This window comes from Streptomyces sp. NBC_00539, assembly GCF_036346105.1.
Lineage (GTDB): Bacteria > Actinomycetota > Actinomycetes > Streptomycetales > Streptomycetaceae > Streptomyces.
Window position 1 is genome coordinate 4,964,695 of the sequence record NZ_CP107811.1, and the last position, 19,885, is coordinate 4,984,579.

The following is a 19,885-nucleotide window of genomic DNA, read 5'->3' on the forward strand; positions in this document are numbered from 1 at the left end:
GGAGTTGTGCGCAATACCCCACAGGACTTGGGTTCTGCCGTAGCCCGAGTGGGGAAGGAGGACCCCACACAGCCGCGCCGACCTCGGGGAGGGGCACGTGCTCAGCAGCGCACACCATGCGGACGTCGTCATCGTAGGAGCCGGAGTCTCAGGACTCGCGGCCGCACACCACCTGATCGCCCAGGGGGTCACCGTCACCGTGCTGGAGTCCGCCGACGACCCCGGCGGCCGCATGGCCACCGAGTCGGCCGACGGATTCCGGCTCGACCGGGTCGGTCAGCTCCTGAACACCTCGTACACCGAACCCGCCCGCACCCCGGGCCTGGAGGCCCTCACCCTGCGCACCTTCGCGCCCGGCGTCCTGGTCCACGGCGCCGACGGAAGGCAACAGCGCGCCGGCGCCCTCACCCCTGCCCGCGCCCTGGCCAGCGGCTCCCTCGACCAGGCCCGGCTCAGCGCCGCCCTCGCCCGGCTCGCCGCCCAGCCCGAGGAACGCCTGCTCGCCCGGCCGGAGCGCACCGCCCTCGCCGCCCTCACCTCGCGCGGCCTGCCCCCGCGCACCCTGAGCGGCGTACTGCGCCCGCTCCTGGCCACCTTGCTGCGCGACCCGGAGCTCACCACCTCCAGCCGTGTCGCCGACCTCGCCCTGCGCGGGTTCGCCCGGGGCCGGCTGGCCGTCCCCGAGGGCGGCGCGGCTTCCCTGCCCGCCCTGCTCGCCGCCGGCCTGCCGCCCGGCACCGTGCGCACCGGGGTCCGCGTCCGCTCGGTGGCGACCAACCTGGTCACCACCGACGGGCACGGCGACTTCGGCTGCCGTTCCGCCGTCCTCGCCACCGGTGCCCGGGCCGCCGCCGGGCTGCTGCCCGGACTGCGCGTGCCCGACTTCCACGAAGTCACCGTCCTGCACCACGCGACGGCCGCCGTCCTGCCGTGGGACGGCTCGCTGCTCCTGGACGCCGACCCGAAGTGGCCCGTCGCCCACACCACGGTGATGAGCGCGGTCGACCCGACGCGGGCCCCGGCCGGGCGCAGCCTGGTCACCACCACCGTGCACGGACCGCCGCCGCCCCTGCGGACGGTCGCCTCCCGGCTGGCCCGGCTCTACGAGACCTCCACCCGGGACTGGGAGCTGCTCGCCGTCCACCACACCCCGGAGGCGGTGCCCGCCATGCCGCCGCCGTACGACATGCGGCGCCCGGTGCGGGTACTGGCCGGGCTGTACGTGTGCGGGGACCACCGGGACTCCAACACCGTCCAGGGCGCCCTGCACTCCGCCCGCCGCGCCGCGGCCGCCGTCCTGCGCGACTTCGGCATCCCGGTGCCGGCCGCCACCGGGAGGAGCCCGATGCGGGTGGCGGCCTGAAACCACCGCCGCCCGCTGAGGGCGGCGGCCCGGGAACCACCGGCTCCCGGCCGGGCCGCGGCTCACGCCATCGCCGCGACCCGGTCCCGGTAGGTCCGCACCGCCGGGGCGTCCCGGTACGGCTCCAGCCGCCGCTCGAAGTCCCGGACGTACTCCACCGCGCGCACCGAGCGCATCTCCATCGCCTGCTGCGCCGCCTCCGCGCCGAGCGCGCACGCCTGGTCCAGCTCCCCCAGCCCCAGCCGGGCCGTGGCCAGCACCACCCGGCAGAACAACCGCGAACGCGCGTACGCGGGAGCCCGCATCTGGAGCGAGCGCTCGGCGTGCTGCGCCGAGGCCCGGTACTGCTGGAGGTCCCGGTGGCAGTGCCCGAACTCGTCGGCGAGCTGCGCCTCGTCGTAGTCCCGCGCCCAGTGCGGCACGTCGTCCCCCGGGCGGGCCGCGCCCAGCGCCCGCTCGGCCCGCACCAGTGAGGCCGTCGAGGCGCGGACCTCCCCCAGTACGGCGTGCCCGCGCGCCTCCGCCGAGTGCAGCAGCGCCTGCACCACCGGCGGCGCCCCCGAGCCCACGCCCTGCTGGGCGACCCGGGCCAGCTGCACCGCCTCCCGGCCGTGGCCCAGGTAGACCGCCTGCCGGCTCATGGTGACCAGCACGTACGACCCGTACGGCCGGTCCCCGGCGGCCTGCGCGAGACGCAGTGCCTGCACGAAGTACCGCTGGGCCAGACCGTGGGCGGCGATGTCGTACGAGGTCCAGCCCGCGAGCCGGGTCAGGTCGGCGGCGGCGGAGAACAGCCGGCGCCCGGTGGTCTCCCCGTAGGTCCCGCGGAGCATCGGCTCGGCCTCGTGTTCCAGGTACCGCACCAGGGCCTGGCGGGCGTGCCCGCCGCCGTAGGCGTGGTCCAGGGCCCGGAACAGCTCGCTCACCGACCGCAGCGCCGCGATGTCACCACCCGTCACCCGCTGCCCGGGACCGCGGTCGATCTGCCGCTGCCGGGGCACCGACGTACGGCCCTGCATCGGGACGCGGGCGGCGGCGGCCTCCGCGCCCCGCCCGACCCGCTCGTCGGCGCGGCCGATCAGCCAGTCCCGGCTGGGGACGACCAGCCCGGCCGGGGTGAAGGCGATCTTGCGGAGTTCGGCGTGGGACCCGGAGTCCTTGCGCCACAGCCCGCTCGCGATGTCCACGGCCTCCTCGGGGGTGGCGGCGAACTCCAGCCCCGCGTAGACGGGTGCGCACGCGTCCAGCCCCAGGTCCTGCGCCGACAGCCGCCGCCCCAGGCGCCGGGTGAAGACCTCCGCGATCAGCGCCGGGGTGGTACCGCGTGGCTGCTGCCCGCGCAGCCAGCGGGTCACGGAGGTCTTGTCGTACCGCAGGTCGAGACCGTGCTCCAGGCCTAGCTGGTCGACGCGGCGGGCGAGCCCGGCGTTGGAGAACCCGGCTTCGGCGATCAGCGCCGCGAGCTGCCGGTTGGGGACACGCTGGGCAGGTCGTTCCGTCATCGGCTCCACGGTTCCTGACGTGACGGACCGGAGTCACCGGCCCTGTGAACGGCGTGAATGTAGCGGCGAACTCCGCCCGTACCGCCCGCTCTGTCCCACAGTCATCCGATCGTGTGCAGAACGATCCCGGGGGTGGACAAACCCACGTGACCAGGAGGTATCCAAGCAGCCCATATGACCTGACAGCCGGTGTCGGCCCCGGTCGCCGAGGCGTCGCCGTGCGCCGCGCGGCGGCCCACGGGTGCGTGCGCCGGCTTTAGCATCCCGTCGCGGTTTCGCGTGCAGGTCAGGGCCCCGTCCACCCCTTCGTGTGTACGAACGGGACGACCCTTTACGGATCGGACCACTGCGCCCGCATAGGCTGCCGGACATGACCCGCCGTACCACCGGGGCGCCGTTCCGCGGAGACTGCGCAGAATCCGCCGCCCCGCTGCCCGCGCCCGAGCTGACCGAGGCCGAGTGCCGGCGGTGCGGTACGTACATCGCCGGACTCGACGGGCGGTACGCCTGCGGGGTGTGCGGCTGGGTCAACGACCACTCCGAGGGGCACCGGCGGCTGCCGCGCGCCGACGAGGACCCGGACCGGCCGCCCAAGAGCAGGCGGCGGCCGAAGCCGGGGCCCTGAGGGGCCGCGCCGGGACCGCCGTACTCTTGCTGGTGCGATACGTGCACACAGCAGGTTCAACGAGGAGGCGCTGCGGTGACTGACCTTCGGTTTGTCCATCTGGGCTTCGGGCCGGACTACGTCGAGTACACCGAGGCCTGGGAAGAGCAGCGCCGCGTCCACGCCGCCCGCTTCGCGGACGAGATCGACGACACCTGCCTGCTGCTGGAACACCGGCCCGTCTACACCGCCGGCCGGCGCACCGACGAGGGCGAGCGGCCCCTGGACGGCACGCCCGTGGTCGACGTGGACCGCGGCGGGAAGATCACCTGGCACGGCCCGGGCCAGCTGGTCGGCTACCCGATCATGAAGCTGCCCCGGCCGGTCGACGTCGTGGCCCACGTCCGCCGCCTGGAGGACGCGCTGATCCGTACCGCCGCCGACTTCGGCCTGGAGACCACCCGGGTGGAAGGCCGCAGCGGCGTGTGGGTGCTCGGCGACCCCGTCGAGCAGCGCCCGAAGATCGGCGGCCTCTCCCTCGACTTCGACCCGCGCCTGCACGACGAGGAGTTCGACCCGCGGCTGAACGGCCCCGAGTACGCCCCCTCCAACGCCGGCCAGCGGCGTGAGGACCGCAAGCTCGCGGCCATCGGCATCCGGGTCGCCAAGGGCGTCACCATGCACGGCTTCGCACTCAACGTGAACCCGGACAGCACCTGGTTCGACCGGATCATCCCCTGCGGAATCAGGGACGCCGGTGTGACCTCGCTCTCGTACGAACTGGGCCGGGAGATCGCCGTCACCGAGGTGCTCCCGGTCGTGGAACGCCACCTCAAGGACGTACTGGAGCAGGCGGAGCTCAAGCCCAGGGAGCGAGAGACGGCCGCCGGCTGACGCTCGGGAATGGGTCGGGCGGCCCCCGGGTTGCCGGACGTAAGAGCGTACGAAATTACGGGCGTACCCTGGTGGGCGCCGAAGAATCGAAGTCACAGGGAGCCGGTCGTGTCCGCAGTCGCACCCGACGGACGCAAGATGCTGCGCCTGGAGGTCCGTAACAGCCAGACCCCCATCGAGCGCAAGCCCGAGTGGATCAAGACCCGGGCGAAGATGGGTCCCGAGTACACCAAGATGCAGGCCCTGGTGAAGGGCGAAGGACTGCACACGGTCTGCCAGGAAGCCGGCTGTCCCAACATCTACGAATGCTGGGAGGACCGCGAGGCCACCTTCCTCATCGGTGGCGACCAGTGCACCCGGCGCTGTGACTTCTGCCAGATCGACACCGGCAAGCCCGAGGCCCTCGATCGCGACGAGCCGCGCCGCGTCGGCGAGTCCGTCGTCACGATGGACCTGAACTACGCCACGATCACCGGCGTCGCCCGCGACGACCTGGCCGACGGCGGCGCGTGGCTGTACGCCGAGACCGTGCGCCAGATCCACGAGCAGACGGCGGGCCGCGAGGGCGGCCACACCAAGGTCGAGCTGCTGGCCCCCGACTTCAACGCGGTGCCGGAGCTGCTCGAGGAGGTCTTCGCCTCCCGCCCCGAGGTCTTCGCGCACAACGTCGAGACGGTGCCGCGGATCTTCAAGCGGATCCGCCCGGGCTTCCGCTACGAGCGCTCGCTCGACGTGATCACCCAGGCGCGCGCCTACGGCCTGGTCACCAAGTCGAACCTGATCCTGGGCATGGGCGAGGAGCGCGAGGAAGTCACGCAGGCGCTCAAGGACCTCCACGAGGCGGGCTGCGAGCTCATCACCATCACCCAGTACCTGCGGCCGTCGCCGCGCCACCACCCCGTCGAGCGCTGGGTGAAGCCGGCGGAGTTCGTGGAGCTGGCGAAGGAGGCCGAGGAGATCGGCTTCTCCGGCGTGATGTCCGGCCCGCTGGTCAGGTCGTCGTACAGGGCAGGACGCCTCTACGGCCAGGCGATGCAGAAGCGTGCGAACGCCTGACGGCCGACCGTGTGAAGTCCCGCACAAATAGCTACCAACCGGTAACCCCGCAGTGGCGCGGCCCCTAGGCTCTTCAGCAGAGCCCGGCGGGCCGCGTCGGCTTGTACAACGTGTCGGTCACATTTGACCGGCCGGTCATGCCCTGGTAACACCGTTCAGTGACGCTTGGTCCACGCACCGCACACACCTACGCACGCCGTCTCCACCCGTGAGCACCGTCCCGTGAGCACTGTGAGCACCGTGAAAGGGATCGACATCATGCAGGCCGCGCCCGTACGCGCCATCGCCATCCCGACCTTCTCCGACGCCTTCCGCGGCATCGAGTCGCTGCTGATGAGCGGCGCCCGCCGCAACGCGTGGACCGCCGTCCTCGAAGACCGCCGCAGGGCCAAGGACCGCGTCGAGACCGAGCACGTACTGGAGGCCGCGGCGACCCGGACCCCGCAGGCCACGTAAACTTCGCCTTATGGCGAGGAAGTCAAACGCAGAGACTGCTGCGAACCCCGGGCGACTGAAGCAGATCGCCCTGACGTACAAGATGACGCGCAAGGCCGACCCGAAGGTCGGTCTGATCGTCGCGGGCGTGGGAATCGTCACCTTCGGTGTCTTTCTCGCGATCGGCTTCCTGATCGACCACCCGGTCTACCTGGGCATCCTGGGCTTCCTGGTGGCGTTCCTCGCGATGGCGATCGTCTTCGGGCGACGGGCCGAGCGGGCTGCCTTCGGGCAGATGGAGGGACAGCCGGGCGCGGCCGCGGCCGTACTGGACAACGTGGGACGGGGCTGGACGACCACCCCGGCCGTCGCGATGAACCGCAGCCAGGACATCGTCCACCGGGCCGTCGGCAAGGCCGGTGTGGTGCTGATCGCCGAGGGCAACCCGAACCGGGTCAAGAGCCTGCTCGCGGCCGAGCGGAGGAAGATGGCCCGGATCCTGCCCGACGTCCCGGTCCACGACTTCATCGTCGGTACCGGTGAGGGCGAGGTGCCGCTCAAGAAGGTCCGTACGACGCTGCTCAAGCTCCCGCGCGTCCTGACCGGCCCGCAGATCACCCAGGTCAACGACCGCCTGCGGGCCATGGGCGACCTGATGAGCAACATGCCGGTGCCGAAGGGCCCCATGCCCAAGGGCATGCGCATGCCGCGCGGCGGAAAGATGCGCTGAGCGCGGTCCTTCCCGCACGCGAAGTGGGGCGCCCCCCGAACCGGTCGGTTCGGGGGGCGCCCCACTGTCGTTCCGGCGCCGCTTCGTATGCGATCCGCTTACATGCGCACCTGGACGGCGCGGGAGAGGCGGTCGTGGAGGCCCCGGCCGTCGCGGTCCCAGACCAGGGCCGGGATGACGAGGGCCAGCAGGACCGTGCGGAGCAGGACGCGCAGGACGCCGAGGCGGCCGCCGTCCTCCGCGGTCACCCGGAGGCCGAGGATCCGCTTGCCGGGGGTGAAGCCCACGGTGGCGACCGTCAGGAACGACAGGGTCACGAAGAGGGCGAGGGTCCAGTTGCGGGTGGCGGCCATGTCGCCGTGGGTGATCAGCCCGTAGGCGATCAGCTGGCAGCCGACCCAGTCGATGGCCACGGCGCCGAGCCGGCGTCCGAAACGGGCCACCGAGCCGGGCCCCGACCGGGGCAGGCCGAGGCGCTGGCCGCGGTAGCCGAAGTCGACGCCCATCTCCTCGGCGGCCGCGCGGGGGCCGGAGAGCCAGGATCCGATTGCTTGCCTGTTGTCCACTCGACCACGGTACCGGTGGCGCTCCATGCGACCTGGACGGGGCCCTGGTTAACTTGTGCGAAACAAATGGGTCATGCTTGAGAAATCCCGTGTGCTTATGGTCGGGTCAGCGTGCGGCACCGCACTGACGCGCCACGAGCTATAAAGCCCGTCCCTGCCCCGGGGCCGGGAGTAGGAGGAGTTGGATGTTCCAGAACGCCGACGAAGTGAAGCAGTACATCGAGGAGAACGACGTCAAGTTCGTCGACGTCCGCTTCTGCGACCTGCCTGGTGTGATGCAGCACTTCACCATTCCGGCGCGGGCGTTCGACCCGGCGGAGGAGCTCGCCTTCGACGGCTCCTCGATCCGCGGCTTCCAGGCCATCCACGAGTCCGACATGGCCCTGCGTGCCGACATCAGCACCGCGCGTCTGGACCCGTTCCGCAAGGACAAGACGCTCAACATCAACTTCTTCATCCACGACCCGATCACGGGTGAGGCCTACAGCCGCGACCCGCGCAACATCGCGAAGAAGGCCGAGGCGTACCTCGCCTCCACCGGCATCGCCGACACCGCGTACTTCGGGCCCGAGGCGGAGTTCTACGTCTTCGACAGCGTCCGCTTCGCCACCACCGCGAACGAGTCGTTCTACCACATCGACTCCGAGGCCGGCGCCTGGAACACCGGCTCCGAGGAGAACAACCGCGGTTACAAGGTCCGCTACAAGGGCGGCTACTTCCCGGTCGCCCCGGTCGACCACTTCGCGGACCTGCGCGCCGAGATCTCCCTGGAGCTCGACGCCCAGGGCCTCCAGGTCGAGCGTCAGCACCACGAGGTCGGCACCGGTGGCCAGGCCGAGATCAACTACAAGTTCAACACGCTGCTGGCCGCGGCCGACGACCTGATGCTCTTCAAGTACATCGTGAAGAACGTCGCCTGGCGCAACGGCAAGACCGCGACCTTCATGCCGAAGCCGATCTTCGGTGACAACGGTTCGGGCATGCACGTCCACCAGTCACTGTGGAACGGCGGCGAGCCGCTGTTCTACGACGAGGCCGGCTACGCGGGCCTGTCGGACACCGCCCGCTACTACATCGGCGGCATCCTCAAGCACGCCCCGTCGCTGCTGGCGTTCACCAACCCGACGGTGAACTCCTACCACCGCCTGGTGCCCGGCTTCGAGGCCCCGGTCAACATGGTGTACTCGCAGCGCAACCGCTCCGCGGCCATGCGCATCCCGATCACCGGCTCGAACCCGAAGGCCAAGCGCGTCGAGTTCCGCGCCCCGGACCCGTCCTCGAACCCGTACCTGGCGTTCGCGGCCTTGCTGCTGGCCGGCCTCGACGGCGTCAAGAACAAGATCGAGCCGATGGAGCCGATCGACAAGGACCTCTACGAGCTCTCCCCGGACGAGCACGCGAGCGTCCCGCAGGTCCCGACCAGCCTGGACGCGGTCCTCAAGGCCCTGGAAGAGGACCACGAGTACCTCCTGGCCGGCGGTGTCTTCACCCCCGACCTGATCGAGACCTGGATCGACTACAAGCGCACGCACGAGATCGCCCCGATCGCCCTGCGTCCGCACCCGCACGAGTTCGAGATGTACTTCGACATCTAAGAAGCAGCGCGAGCGCAGCGAAGCCCCGCCACTCTCTCCGGAGAGGGGCGGGGCTTCGCCGTTCCCGGGCCGGGCCCGCGCGGCGGGGGATCAGCGCAGGAGGGGCATGGCACCGGTGAGGGCGTGGAGGCAGCGGACGGCGAGTTCGGCGGGGGAGCCGGGGCCGGAGGTGGGGGCGTCGGTCGCCGACCAGAGTTCCAGGGCGATCCGGATGGAGTCGGTCGCGGCGGCGGCCAGCAGGCGGATCTCCACGGGGTCGGCGTCCGGGCCGGCGAGCCGGGAGACGACCGGGAGCAGGCGTTCCTCGGAGTCCTGGTTCACGCGGTACCAGACGGCGCGCAGGGCCTCGTCGGTCGCCGCCGCGCGGAGCAGGCCGCGGGTGACCTCCAGGCCCTCCTCGATGGACTGCAGGTCGCTGAGCGAGCGGGTCACCGCGCGGTCCAGGGCCTCGGCGAGGGGGGTGCCGGGGTCCTCCTCGGCGAGGAGGGCGCGCCAGGCGTCGCCGCCGCCCGCGAGCAGCGGGGCCACGGCCTCCTGCTTGTTGCGGAAGTAGCGGTAGAAGGTGCGCAGGGCCACACCGGCCCGGTGGGCGATGTCCTCGGCGGTGGTGCCGTCCGGGCCGTGCTCGGCGAACAGTTCGCAGGCGGCGCGGGCGATGTCGAGCTGGGTGGCCGCCTTCCGGCGCTCGGTCAGCGACTGCGCTGCGGGGCCGGCCTGGGGGGAGTACGGACGAGGGGATCTCACGAGTGCAGCCTACCGCCCGGGTGCGAGCGGGTTACGCATTTTGACAGTCTGGCAAAACGTGTCATGGCAGGAGTACGCTGCCTCCCATGAACCGTTACGAAGGACGTCGTGTCCTCATCACCGGCGGCGGCTCCGGCATCGGCCGGGCCACCGTCCACCGCATCCTCGCCGAGGGCGGCCGCGTCCACACCGTGGACGTCAACGAAGCCGGCCTCAAGGTCACCGCAGAGCAGGCGGCCGCCGACGGGCACGCGGACCGCCTGACCACCGCCGTACTGGACATATCCGACGAGCAGTCGGTCAGGACGGGTGTCACCGCCGGCGTCGGCGCGCTGGGCGGGCTGGACGTCCTGGTCAACGCGGCGGGCATCCTGCGCTCCGCGCACACCCACCAGACCACCCTCGACTTCTGGAACAAGGTCATCGCGGTCAACCTGACCGGCACCTTCCTGATGATCCGCGAGTCCCTCCCGGCCCTGCTGGAGGGCGACCAGCCGGTCGTCGTCAACTTCAGCTCGACCTCGGCGTCCTTCGCGCACCCCTACATGTCCGCCTACGCGGCCAGCAAGGGCGGCATCCAGTCCATGACCCACGCCCTCGCCGCCGAGTACAGCAAGCAGGGCCTGCGCTTCGTCTCCGTCGCCCCCGGCTCCATCGAGAGCGGCATGACCACCGGCACCGGCCCCGGCCTGCCCGAGGACACCGACTGGAGCCTGTTCACCAAGCTCGCCCCGGCCCTCGGCCAGGGCTTCGCCGGCCCGCAGACCGTGGCCGGCGTCGTCGCGATGCTGGGTTCCCAGGACGGCGCCTTCATCACGGGTACGGAGATCCGTATCGACGGCGGCACCCACTACTAGGCCGTCAGCCCCGTCCGTCAGCCCCTGAACCGGTCCCACAGCCGGGGGAAGCGCTCCGCGAGCACGGCCTCGTTCTCGAAGTCCAGCGGCGCGCCCTCCGGCTCGGCCGGTTGCAGCGCGACGCCCAGGTCCGGCGCCACCGCGCCCGTCAGCTGCTCGTACGCCTCGTCGGCCGCGTACCCGAGCTCCTCGCCGTCCCCGTCGATCTCCTCGTCGAAGTCGCCCAGCAGCTCCGCCAGCGAGTCCGGGTCGTGCACCGCGCCCTCGAAGACCTCCCGCCCCTGGCCGATCAGCCAGCAGCGGAAGTAGTCGAACGCGTCGTCGCTGGCCCCGTCGAGCAGCACCCAGGCCGCGCCCCACAGGTCCCAGGTGTACGCCCGGTTGTACCGGGACTCGAAGTGCCGGGCGAAATCGAGCACGGAGTCCGGGTCGAGTTGCGCGAGGCGCTCCACGAGCAGCTCGGCGTGCTCCTCGGGGTCGCCCTCGGCGGCCTCGCGGGTACTGTCGACGATCTCCCAGAACTCCGTCTCGTCCATCACGGCTCAAGCATCACGGGTCGACCCCCGCGCCGCCACCGCTCATACGGCCAAAGGCCGGTCAACGCCCCTCGCGTGGCCGCAAGAACCGGCCACGGAAAAGGCGTGAGGCGGTCCGCTCCCCCCACGGGGCGGACCGCCTCACCGGCGTGGCGCGCGGGGCCTACAGGCCGTAGCGCTCCCGGGCCTCCTTGATGGAGGACGCCGGGACCTCGCCGCGGCGGGCGAGCTGGGCCAGTGCGGCCACCACGATCGACTGCGCGTCGACACCGAAGTGGCGGCGGGCGCCCTCGCGGGTGTCGGACAGGCCGAAGCCGTCCGTACCCAGCGAGGTCCAGTCCTGCTCGACCCACTGGCTGATCTGGTCCGGGACCTGGCGCATCCAGTCGGAGACGGCCAGCACCGGGCTGGTGACGCCCTCCAGCGCGCGGGTGACGTACGGAGTGCGCATCTCGCCCCGCAGCAGCGCCTCGTCGCACTCCAGCGCGTCGCGCCGCAGCTCGCCCCAGGAGGTGGCGGACCAGACGTCGGCGGCCACGTTCCAGTCGGCGGCGAGCAGCTGCTGCGCCTCCAGGGCCCAGTGGATCGCCGTACCCGAGGCCATCAGCTGGATCTTCGGGGCGTCGGCCGCCGGGGCGGACTCCAGCGAAGAGGCCGTGTTGAAGCGGTACAGGCCCTTGAGGATGCCCTCTTCGACGCCCTCCGGCATGGCCGGCTGGACCTTCGGCTCGTTGTAGACCGTCAGGTAGTAGAAGACGTCTTCCGGCTTCTCGCCGTACATGCGGCGCAGACCGTCCTTGACGATCACCGCGATCTCGTACGCGAAGGCCGGGTCGTAGTTCAGCGACGCCGGGTTCGTGGACGCGATCAGGTGCGAGTGGCCGTCCGCGTGCTGGAGGCCCTCACCGGTCAGCGTGGTGCGCCCGGCGGTGGCGCCGACGATGAAGCCCTTGCCGAGCTGGTCGGCGAGCTGCCACATCTGGTCGGCGGTGCGCTGCCAGCCGAACATCGAGTAGAAGATGTAGAACGGGATCATCGGCTCGCCGTGCGTCGCGTACGACGTGCAGGCGGCGATGAAGTCGGCCATGGCGCCGGCCTCGGTGATCCCCTCGTTGAGGATCTGGCCGTCCTTGGCTTCCTTGTAGTACATGAGCTGGTCGCGGTCGACCGGCTCGTACGTCTGGCCCAGCGGCGAGTAGATGCCGGCCGACGGGAAGAGGGACTCCATACCGAAGGTGCGGGCCTCGTCGGGGACGATCGGCACCCAGCGCTTGCCGGTCTCCTTGTCCCGCATCAGGTCCTTGACGAGCCGGACGAAGGCCATGGTGGTGGCCATCTCCTGCTTGCCGGAGCCCTTGAGCAGCGGGGCGAAGGAGCGCTCGGCCGGGGCGGGCAGGGCCACGTGGTGGACCTTGCGGGCGGGGGCCGGGCCGCCGAGGGCCGCGCGGCGCTCGTTCAGGTAGCGGACCTCGGGGCTGTCCGCGCCCGGGTGCCCGTACGGGACCTGGCCGTCGGCGAAGGCGCTGTCGGGGATCGGGAGGCCGAGGAGGTCTCGCATGTCCTTGAACTCGTCGATCGTCAGCTTCTTCATCTGGTGGTTCGCGTTCTTCGACTCGAACCCGGCGCCCAGCGTGTAGCCCTTGACGGTCTGCGCGAGGATGACGGTCGGCGCGCCCTTGTGCTCCAGGGCGGCCTTGTACGCGGCGTACACCTTGCGGGGCTCGTGGCCGCCGCGGGAGCTGTGGAAGCACTCGGCGATCTTCGCGTCGGTCAGTACGGCCGCCAGCTGCACGAGCTCGGCGTTGGCGCCGAAGAAGTGCTGGCGGATGTAGGCCACGTCGCGGGTCGCGTACGTCTGGAACTGCGCGTCCGGTACCTCGCGCAGGCGGCGTACCAGGGCGCCCGTGGTGTCGAGCTGGAAGAGCTCGTCCCAGGCGGAGCCCCACAGGGACTTGATGACGTTCCAGCCGGCGCCGCGGAACTGGGCCTCCAGCTCCTGGACGACGCGGAAGTTGGCGCGGACCGGACCGTCGAGGCGCTGCAGGTTGCAGTTGATGACGAAGGTCAGGTTGTCGAGCTGCTCGCGGGAGGCCAGGGCCAGGGCGGCGGTCGACTCGGGCTCGTCCATCTCGCCGTCGCCGAGGAAGGCCCAGACGTGCGAGTTGGCGGTGTCCTTGATGCTGCGGTTCTGCAGGTAGCGGTTGAAGCGCGCCTGGTAGATCGCGGAGAGCGGGCCGAGGCCCATGGACACCGTCGGGAACTCCCACAGCCAGGGCAGGCGCCGCGGGTGCGGGTAGGACGGCAGGCCGTTGCCGCCGGACTCCTGGCGGAAGTTGTCGAGCTGCTGCTCGGAGACCCGTCCGTCGAGGAAGGCGCGGGCGTAGATGCCGGGGGAGGCGTGGCCCTGGATGTAGAGCTGGTCGCCCGATCCGTCGGCCTCCTTCCCGCGGAAGAAGTGCTGGAAGCCGGTCTCGTAGAGCCAGGCCGCCGAGGCGAAGGTGGCGATGTGGCCGCCGACGCCGTACTTGGAGCCGCGGGTCACCATGGCGGCCGCGTTCCAGCGGTTCCAGGCGGTGATCTTGGCTTCCATCTCCATGTCACCGGGGAACTCGGGCTCCGCGGAGGTGGGGATGGTGTTGACGTAGTCCGTCTCCAGCAGCTTCGGCAGGGCGAGGCCGGCGGCCTCGGCGTGCTGGAGGGTGCGGCGGAGCAGGTATTCGGCGCGGCGCGTACCGGCGGCCTTGGCGACGGCGTCGAGGGAGGCCGCCCATTCGGCGGTCTCCTCGGTGTCGCGGTCCGGGAGCTGGTCGAGCTCGCTCGGAAGCTTTCCTACGGGGTCGGACATCGGTGTGCGCCGCCTTCCGGACAAAGGAGAGGTGGTGAAGAAAATCCCTGACGGGCAGGACAGGGTCGGCGGACCCGGGTGGGGTCCGCGATGACTGTAAATCGCTGATCGATGATCGATCAAACGAAAGTGGCGAAGAAATGTCGATCCGGCGAAAGTCGGCACCGGGTGCCATGAAAATGGGCACCCGGTGCCGGGCAAAACCGGACAAGCCGACCCGTCAGGCTCGCGGCGCGCACCCCAGGACGTGCCGCTTCACCAGGACGCCGATGTCCGGATCCTGATTGCGGAAGGCCTCCACGAGGGCCGCGTGCTCCTCCGCGTACGACTTCTGCACCGTACCCAGCCACCGGATGGACAGGGCCGTGAAGACCTCGATGCCCAGGCTCTCCCAGGTGTGCAGCAGCACGCTGTTGCCGGCGGCCCGCACCAGCTCGCGGTGGAAGCCCACCGTGTGCCGCACCTGCGCCGTTCCGTCCTCGGCCCGGTCCGCCTCCCACAGGGCCGCCACGTGCGGCTCCAGCGCCGTGCAGTCCGCCGCCAGCCGCGGCGCCGCCAGCTCGGCCGCGATCTGCTCCAGGCCGGCCCGGACCGGATAGATCTCCTCCAGGTCGGCGGCGGAGAGGTTGCGCACGCGGACGCCCTTGTTCGGCGCCGACTCGATCAGCCGCAGCGTCTCCAGCTCGCGCAGGGCCTCGCGGACGGGCGTCTGGCTGACCTCCAGCTCGACGGCGATCCGCCGCTCGACGATCCGCTCGCCGGGCTTCCAGCGGCCGCTGACGATCCCCTCCACGATGTGCTCGCGGATCTGCTCGCGCAGCGAGTGCACGACGGGTGGGGTGATCATCGGCGCTTCATCTCCTGGGGGCGCGCGGGGCTGATGCGTAGACAATACGGCCGTGTCGGCCGACGCGAAGCGTTCCTGGTCAGGGACCCGGGGTGAGGCTGGTTACAGCGCGGGCACGGGGCACGGGCGGCGCCCGCACCGACGACGGCGCCCCCGCCCGGAAGGTTCCGGACGGGGGCGCCGTGCGCGACAGCTGTGCGGCTACCGCCGCGGCCGGCCCTACAGGCCGAGCTCGACCTCGAACTCGCCGGCCTCGAGGATGGCCTTGACGGCCGACAGGTACCGGGCCGCGTCCGCGCCGTCCACCAGGCGGTGGTCGTAGGACAGGGTCAGGTACGTCATGTCGCGGACGCCGACGACGGTGCCCTCGGGGGTCTCGATGACCATCGGACGCTTGACGGTGGCACCGATGCCCAGGATGGCGACCTGGTTCGGCGGCACGATGACCGTGTCGAACAGCGCACCGCGCGAGCCGGTGTTGCTGATGGTGAAGGTCGCGCCCGACAGCTCGTCCGGCGTGATCTTGTTGCCGCGGACCTTGGCGGCCAGGTCGGCGGTCGCCTTGGAGATGCCCGCCAGGTTGAGGTCACCGGCACCCTTGATGACCGGGGTCATCAGGCCCTTCTCGGAGTCCACGGCGATGCCGATGTTCTCCGAGTCGAAGTAGGTGATGGTGCCCTCGTCGTCGTTGATCCGGGCGTTGACGACCGCGTGGGCCTTGAGCGCCTGGGCGGCGGCCTTGACGAAGAACGGCATCGGCGAGAGCTTGACGCCCTCACGGGCCTGGAAGGAGGCCTTGGCCTTCTCCCGCAGCTTCATGATCTTGGTGACGTCCACCTCGACCACGGAGCTGAGCTGCGCCTGCGAGTGCAGGGCCTTCATCATGTTGTCGCCGATGACCTTGCGCATGCGGGTCATCTTGACCGTCTGACCGCGCAGCTCCGACACCGCGGCCGGGGCCTGGGTGGCGGCCGGGGCGGCAGCGGCGGCAACCGGGGCCGGGGCGGCGGCGGCCTTGGCGGCCTCGGCGGCGGCCAGGACGTCCTGCTTGCGGATGCGGCCACCGACACCGGTGCCCGAGACCGTGGACAGGTTGACGCCGGACTCCGAAGCGAGCTTGCGCACCAGCGGGGTCACGTACGCGCCCTCGTCACCGGCCTGGGCCGGGGCGGCGGGGGCGGGGGTGGCGACCGGAGCCGGAGCCGGAGCCGGAGCGGCGACCGGAGCCGGGGCAGCCGGAGCCGGGGCAGCCGGAGCCGGTGCGGCCACGGGGGCCGGGGCGGGCGCCGGAGCAGCGGCCGGAGCCGGTGCAGCGGCCGGGGCCGGAGCGGCCGGAGCCGGGGCAGCGGCCGGGGCGGCACCGGCGACGCCGATGACGGCCAGACGCGCGCCGACCTCGGCGGTCTCGTCCTCGCCGACCAGGATCTCCAGCAGGGTGCCGGAGACCGGCGCGGGGATCTCGGTGTCGACCTTGTCCGTGGAGACCTCGAGCAGCGGCTCGTCGGCCTCGACGGACTCGCCGACCTGCTTGAGCCAGCGGGTGACGGTGCCCTCGGTGACGGACTCGCCCAGCGCGGGCAGCACGACATCGGTGCCCTCGGCGGAACCGCCACCGGCGGCCGCCTCGGCCGTCGGGGCCGGAGCCGGGGTCTCGACCTCGGTCGACGGGGCGGCCTGCGGGGCCTCCGGCGCCGGAGCGGCGGCCTCGGCGGCCGGGGCGGCGGTCTCGGCGGCCGGAGCGGCAGCCTCGGCCGGCGCGCCCGAGCCGTCGTCGATGACGGCCAGCTCGGCGCCGACCTCGACGGTCTCGTCCTCGGCGACCTTGATGGAGGCCAGGATGCCGGCGACGGGGGACGGGATCTCGGTGTCGACCTTGTCGGTCGAGACTTCGAGCAGCGGCTCGTCGGCCTCGACGCGCTCGCCCTCGGCCTTGAGCCAACGGGTGACAGTGCCCTCGGACACGCTCTCTCCGAGCGCCGGAAGGGTTACGGAAACCGGCATGGTTTCAGTTGCTCCTAACGAAAGTGCGGAAGTGGTCGTCGCGCCCGTGACGATCAGTCGTGGGAGTGGAGCGGCTTGCCGGCCAGGGCCAGGTGGGCCTCGCCGAGCGCTTCGTTCTGGGTCGGGTGCGCGTGGATGAGCTGCGCGACCTCGGCCGGCAGGGCCTCCCAGTTGTAGATCAGCTGGGCTTCGCCGACCTGCTCGCCCATCCGGTCACCGACCATGTGGACGCCGACCACGGCACCGTCCTTGACCTGGACCAGCTTGATCTCGCCCGCGGTCTTGAGGATCTTGCTCTTGCCGTTGCCGGCCAGGTTGTACTTCAGGGCCACGACCTTGTCCGCACCGTAGATCTCCTTGGCCTTGGCCTCGGTGATACCGACGGAGGCGACCTCGGGGTGGCAGTAGGTGACGCGGGGAACGCCGTCGTAGTCGATCGGGACGGTCTTGAGACCGGCCAGGCGCTCCGCCACCAGGATGCCCTCGGCGAAGCCGACGTGCGCGAGCTGGAGGGTCGGGACGAGGTCACCGACGGCCGAGATGGTCGGCACGTTGGTCTGCATGTACTCGTCGACCAGGACGTAGCCGCGGTCCATCGCGACGCCCTGCTCCTCGTAGCCCAGGCCCTGCGAGACCGGGCCGCGGCCGATGGCGACCAGCAGCACCTCGGCCTCGAAGGTCTTGCCGTCGGCGAGGGTGACGCGCACACCGTTCTCGGTGTACTCGGCCTTGTCGAAGAAGGTGCCCAGGTTGAACTTGATGCCGCGCTTGCGGAACGCGCGCTCCAGGAGCTTGGAGCTGTTCTCGTCCTCGACCGGCACGAGGTGCTTGAGGCCCTCGATGACGGTGACGTCGGTACCGAAGGACTTCCACGCCGAGGCGAACTCGACGCCGATCACGCCGCCGCCCAGGATGATCGCGGACTCGGGCACGCGGTCCAGGACCAGCGCGTGGTCCGAGGAGATGATGCGGTTGCCGTCGATGTTCAGGCCCGGGAGCGACTTCGGCACGGAGCCGGTCGCCAGCAGGACGTGACGGCCCTGGACGCGCTGACCGTTCACATCGACGGACGTCGGGGAGGAGAGACGGCCCTCACCCTCGATGTACGTCACCTTGCGGGAGGCGACGAGACCCTGCAGGCCCTTGTACAGGCCCGAGATGACGTCGTCCTTGTACTTGTGCACGCCCGCGATGTCGATGCCCTCGAAAGAGGCCTTGACACCGAACTGAGCGGCTTCGCGCGCCTGGTCCGCGATCTCACCGGCGTGCAGCAGAGCCTTCGTGGGGATGCAGCCGTTGTGCAGGCAGGTGCCACCGAGCTTGTTCTTCTCGATCAGCGCAACGTCGAGACCCAGCTGGGAGGCGCGCAGCGCCGCGGCGTAACCGCCACTGCCACCGCCGAGGATCACTAGGTCGAAAACGGTGCTGGCGTCGTTCGCCACGTCACGTCCTCCATGCATGTGCGCCGGGCACCGGTCCTCTGTGACCGGGCGGCGGCTGGTATTCGGCCGCTTGTTTCTTCGGCCCTGTGGTGGGGGCCCTGTCCTGCCGAGAACCCATCTTCGCATTTGTCGGGGGAACGCGGGACGCCGGGCCCCGGCTGGGAACGGCCGTTCCGCCGGAATCGGGGTTACCAGTGCGTAGAAAACTACTGATCGTCGAGATTACGTCCACAGCGAACGCGCCCCGGGACCTCGTCCGGGTCCCGGGGCGCGTGAGCACGAGGCGGTGGCGTCAGCCGAGGTCGCCCGTCGCGGTGCGCTCGGCCAGCCGCACCAGGGTGCGCACGGCCGAGCCGGTGCCGCCCTTGGGGGTGTAGCCGTACGGGGCGCCCTCGTGGAAGGCGGGGCCCGCGATGTCGAGGTGGGCCCAGGTGATGCCCTCGCCGACGAACTCCTGGAGGAAGAGGCCGGCCACCAGGCCGCCGCCCATGCGGACACCCATGTTGGCGATGTCGGCGGTGGGGGAGTCCATGGTCTTGCGCAGGTCCTCGGGGAGCGGCATCGGCCAGGCGGCCTCGCCGACCTCCTCCGCGATCTCGTGGATCGAGGTGCGGAAGGCGTCGTCGTTCGCCATGATCCCGAAGGTGCGGTCGCCCAGCGCCAGCACCATCGCGCCGGTCAGGGTCGCGACGTCGACGATCGCGTCCGGGTTCTCCTCGCTGGCGCGGGTCAGCGCGTCACCCAGGACCAGGCGGCCCTCGGCGTCGGTGTTGAGGACCTCGACGGTCTTGCCGCTGTACATGCGCAGCACGTCACCGGGCTTGGTGGCGGAGCCGGAGGGCATGTTCTCGGCGAGCGCGAGCCAGCCGGTGACGTTGACCTGGAGGCCCAGCTTGGCGGCCGCGACGACGGAGGCGAAGACGGCGGCGGCGCCGGCCATGTCGCACTTCATCGTCTCGTTGTGGCCGGCCGGCTTGAGGGAGATGCCGCCCGAGTCGTAGGTGATGCCCTTGCCGACGAAGGCGAGGGTCTTCTCCGCCTTGGGGTGGGTGTAGGACAGCTTGACCAGCCGCGGCGGGTTCTCGGAGCCCTTGCCGACGCCCATGATGCCGCCGAAGCCGCCCTTGACCAGGGCCTTCTCGTCCAGCACCTGGACCTTGACGCCGTTCTCCTTCGCGGTCGCGGTGGCGACGGCGGCGAAGGCCTCGGGGGTGAGGTCGTTCGGCGGGGTGTTGACCAGGTCGCGAGCGATGTTGACCTCGGTCGCGACGACGGTGGCGCGCTCGGCGGCGGCCTTGTGTTCCTTGTCGCGCGGCTTGGCGCCGAGCAGGACGACCTCGGCCAGCGGCTGCTTCGGGCCGCCGTTCTTCGCACCGCTCTTCGCGACCTTGTCCTCGCCGCCCTGGTAGGCGGTGAAGGCGTACGCGCCGAGCAGCGCGCCCTCGGCGACGGCGGTGACGGCGGAGGCGTCGTCCAGGGGAAGGGCGAAGGCGGCCTTCTTCGTGCCGTGCAGGGCGCGGGCGGCAGCGCCGGCGGCGCGGCGCAGGGCCTCCTCGTCGTACGACTCGTCCTGCTCCGGTACGGAGCCGAGCCCGACGGCCAGCACGACCGGGACCTTGACGCCGGCGGGCGCGGGCAGCTTGGTGACCTCGCCTTCGGCGCCCGAGGCGCCCATGGCGTCGAGCACGGCGGCCAGCTTTCCGTCGAACGCCTTGTCCACGGCCTCGGCGCCCGCGGCGACGACGGGCCCCTTCGGGCCCTTCGCCACGCCGACCACGAGGGCGTCGGCGCGGAGCGTCGCCGCGCCGGCAGTGCTGAGAGTCAGAGCAGTCACGGTGGTGAAGTCTCGCTTCCGTTTGTGTATGTGT

Annotated in this window: 17 protein-coding genes; 8 read left to right on the forward strand and 9 right to left on the reverse strand. The window is 71.2% G+C overall.

Going from position 1 to position 19,885, the window contains the following annotated elements:
• Window positions 1–97 precede the first annotated feature (97 nt).
• Window positions 98–1,363: an FAD-dependent oxidoreductase gene (locus OG861_RS22260; protein ID WP_329194724.1), complete on the forward strand. Its 1,266-nt coding sequence runs from the start codon at window positions 98–100 to the stop codon at window positions 1,361–1,363.
• A 62-nt stretch (window positions 1,364–1,425) separates the two neighbouring features.
• On the opposite strand, the gene OG861_RS22265 is transcribed toward OG861_RS22260, so the two are convergent.
• Window positions 1,426–2,865, reverse strand: coding sequence for a regulator (locus OG861_RS22265; RefSeq protein WP_329194722.1), 1,440 nt, complete (start codon window positions 2,863–2,865; stop codon window positions 1,426–1,428).
• A 370-nt stretch (window positions 2,866–3,235) separates the two neighbouring features.
• Between OG861_RS22265 and OG861_RS22270 the strand changes: the two genes are divergently transcribed.
• The 5 genes from OG861_RS22270 to OG861_RS22290 all read left to right on the forward strand — a co-directional run bounded on the left by OG861_RS22270 (window position 3,236) and on the right by OG861_RS22290 (window position 6,584).
• Window positions 3,236–3,490 (forward strand): hypothetical protein, encoded by a 255-nt coding sequence (locus tag OG861_RS22270; protein ID WP_329194721.1) that lies wholly within the window; start codon window positions 3,236–3,238, stop codon window positions 3,488–3,490.
• A 75-nt stretch (window positions 3,491–3,565) separates the two neighbouring features.
• On the forward strand, window positions 3,566–4,363 hold the full coding sequence (gene lipB / locus OG861_RS22275) for a lipoyl(octanoyl) transferase LipB (RefSeq protein WP_329194720.1): 798 nt from the start codon (window positions 3,566–3,568) through the stop codon (window positions 4,361–4,363).
• A 108-nt stretch (window positions 4,364–4,471) separates the two neighbouring features.
• The gene (lipA, locus tag OG861_RS22280; protein WP_329194718.1) at window positions 4,472–5,419 is read left to right on the forward strand and encodes a lipoyl synthase; all 948 of its coding nucleotides are present in this window, start codon (window positions 4,472–4,474) and stop codon (window positions 5,417–5,419) included.
• A 258-nt stretch (window positions 5,420–5,677) separates the two neighbouring features.
• Window positions 5,678–5,875, forward strand: coding sequence for an SCO2195 family GlnR-regulated protein (locus OG861_RS22285; protein ID WP_136215599.1), 198 nt, complete (start codon window positions 5,678–5,680; stop codon window positions 5,873–5,875).
• 10 nt (window positions 5,876–5,885) lie between these two features.
• Entirely contained in the window at window positions 5,886–6,584 is a 699-nt protein-coding gene (locus tag OG861_RS22290; protein ID WP_329194716.1) for a DUF4191 domain-containing protein, read from the forward strand.
• A 98-nt stretch (window positions 6,585–6,682) separates the two neighbouring features.
• Here the strand turns inward: OG861_RS22290 and OG861_RS22295 are convergent, their stop codons facing one another.
• Entirely contained in the window at window positions 6,683–7,150 is a 468-nt protein-coding gene (locus OG861_RS22295; protein WP_329194714.1) for an RDD family protein, read from the reverse strand.
• A 185-nt stretch (window positions 7,151–7,335) separates the two neighbouring features.
• Here OG861_RS22295 and glnA point away from each other — a divergent pair, with 185 nt between their 5' ends.
• Window positions 7,336–8,745, forward strand: coding sequence for a type I glutamate--ammonia ligase (glnA, locus tag OG861_RS22300; protein WP_329194712.1), 1,410 nt, complete (start codon window positions 7,336–7,338; stop codon window positions 8,743–8,745).
• 90 nt (window positions 8,746–8,835) lie between these two features.
• On the opposite strand, the gene OG861_RS22305 is transcribed toward glnA, so the two are convergent.
• On the reverse strand, window positions 8,836–9,489 hold the full coding sequence (locus OG861_RS22305) for a TetR/AcrR family transcriptional regulator (RefSeq protein ID WP_329194710.1): 654 nt from the start codon (window positions 9,487–9,489) through the stop codon (window positions 8,836–8,838).
• Between the two features lie 86 nt (window positions 9,490–9,575).
• On the opposite strand from OG861_RS22305, the gene OG861_RS22310 reads away from it, so the two are divergent.
• On the forward strand, window positions 9,576–10,346 hold the full coding sequence (locus OG861_RS22310; RefSeq protein ID WP_329194709.1) for an SDR family NAD(P)-dependent oxidoreductase: 771 nt from the start codon (window positions 9,576–9,578) through the stop codon (window positions 10,344–10,346).
• A 17-nt stretch (window positions 10,347–10,363) separates the two neighbouring features.
• On the opposite strand, the gene OG861_RS22315 is transcribed toward OG861_RS22310, so the two are convergent.
• The 6 genes from OG861_RS22315 to OG861_RS22340 all read right to left on the reverse strand — a co-directional run bounded on the left by OG861_RS22315 (window position 10,364) and on the right by OG861_RS22340 (window position 19,851).
• Window positions 10,364–10,882: a DUF4240 domain-containing protein gene (locus tag OG861_RS22315; RefSeq protein ID WP_329202141.1), complete on the reverse strand. Its 519-nt coding sequence runs from the start codon at window positions 10,880–10,882 to the stop codon at window positions 10,364–10,366.
• A 163-nt stretch (window positions 10,883–11,045) separates the two neighbouring features.
• Window positions 11,046–13,727, reverse strand: coding sequence for a pyruvate dehydrogenase (acetyl-transferring), homodimeric type (gene aceE / locus OG861_RS22320; protein ID WP_329194708.1), 2,682 nt, complete (start codon window positions 13,725–13,727; stop codon window positions 11,046–11,048).
• Between the two features lie 220 nt (window positions 13,728–13,947).
• Window positions 13,948–14,571, reverse strand: a complete 624-nt coding sequence (locus OG861_RS22325) for a GntR family transcriptional regulator (protein WP_190182736.1) — start codon at window positions 14,569–14,571, stop codon at window positions 13,948–13,950.
• Between the two features lie 222 nt (window positions 14,572–14,793).
• Entirely contained in the window at window positions 14,794–16,575 is a 1,782-nt protein-coding gene (gene sucB, locus OG861_RS22330) for a 2-oxoglutarate dehydrogenase, E2 component, dihydrolipoamide succinyltransferase (protein ID WP_329194707.1), read from the reverse strand.
• 53 nt (window positions 16,576–16,628) lie between these two features.
• The gene (gene lpdA / locus OG861_RS22335; RefSeq protein WP_136217365.1) at window positions 16,629–18,017 is read right to left on the reverse strand and encodes a dihydrolipoyl dehydrogenase; all 1,389 of its coding nucleotides are present in this window, start codon (window positions 18,015–18,017) and stop codon (window positions 16,629–16,631) included.
• A 292-nt stretch (window positions 18,018–18,309) separates the two neighbouring features.
• Entirely contained in the window at window positions 18,310–19,851 is a 1,542-nt protein-coding gene (locus OG861_RS22340) for a leucyl aminopeptidase (protein ID WP_329194705.1), read from the reverse strand.
• Window positions 19,852–19,885 lie beyond the last annotated feature (34 nt).

What these genes read in the sequence shown, in the direction of transcription:
- OG861_RS22265 (WP_329194722.1), bottom strand. Translation starts at nt 2,865, where the DNA reads ATGACGGAACGACCTGCCCAGCGTGTCCCCAACCGGCAGCTCGCGGCG.
- OG861_RS22270 (WP_329194721.1), top strand. Translation starts at nt 3,236, where the DNA reads ATGACCCGCCGTACCACCGGGGCGCCGTTCCGCGGAGACTGCGCAGAA.
- OG861_RS22285 (WP_136215599.1), top strand. Translation starts at nt 5,678, where the DNA reads ATGCAGGCCGCGCCCGTACGCGCCATCGCCATCCCGACCTTCTCCGAC.
- OG861_RS22290 (WP_329194716.1), top strand. Translation starts at nt 5,886, where the DNA reads ATGGCGAGGAAGTCAAACGCAGAGACTGCTGCGAACCCCGGGCGACTG.
- glnA (WP_329194712.1), top strand. Translation starts at nt 7,336, where the DNA reads ATGTTCCAGAACGCCGACGAAGTGAAGCAGTACATCGAGGAGAACGAC.
- OG861_RS22310 (WP_329194709.1), top strand. Translation starts at nt 9,576, where the DNA reads ATGAACCGTTACGAAGGACGTCGTGTCCTCATCACCGGCGGCGGCTCC.
- OG861_RS22315 (WP_329202141.1), bottom strand. Translation starts at nt 10,882, where the DNA reads ATGGACGAGACGGAGTTCTGGGAGATCGTCGACAGTACCCGCGAGGCC.
- aceE (WP_329194708.1), bottom strand. Translation starts at nt 13,727, where the DNA reads ATGTCCGACCCCGTAGGAAAGCTTCCGAGCGAGCTCGACCAGCTCCCG.
- sucB (WP_329194707.1), bottom strand. Translation starts at nt 16,575, where the DNA reads ATGCCGGTTTCCGTAACCCTTCCGGCGCTCGGAGAGAGCGTGTCCGAG.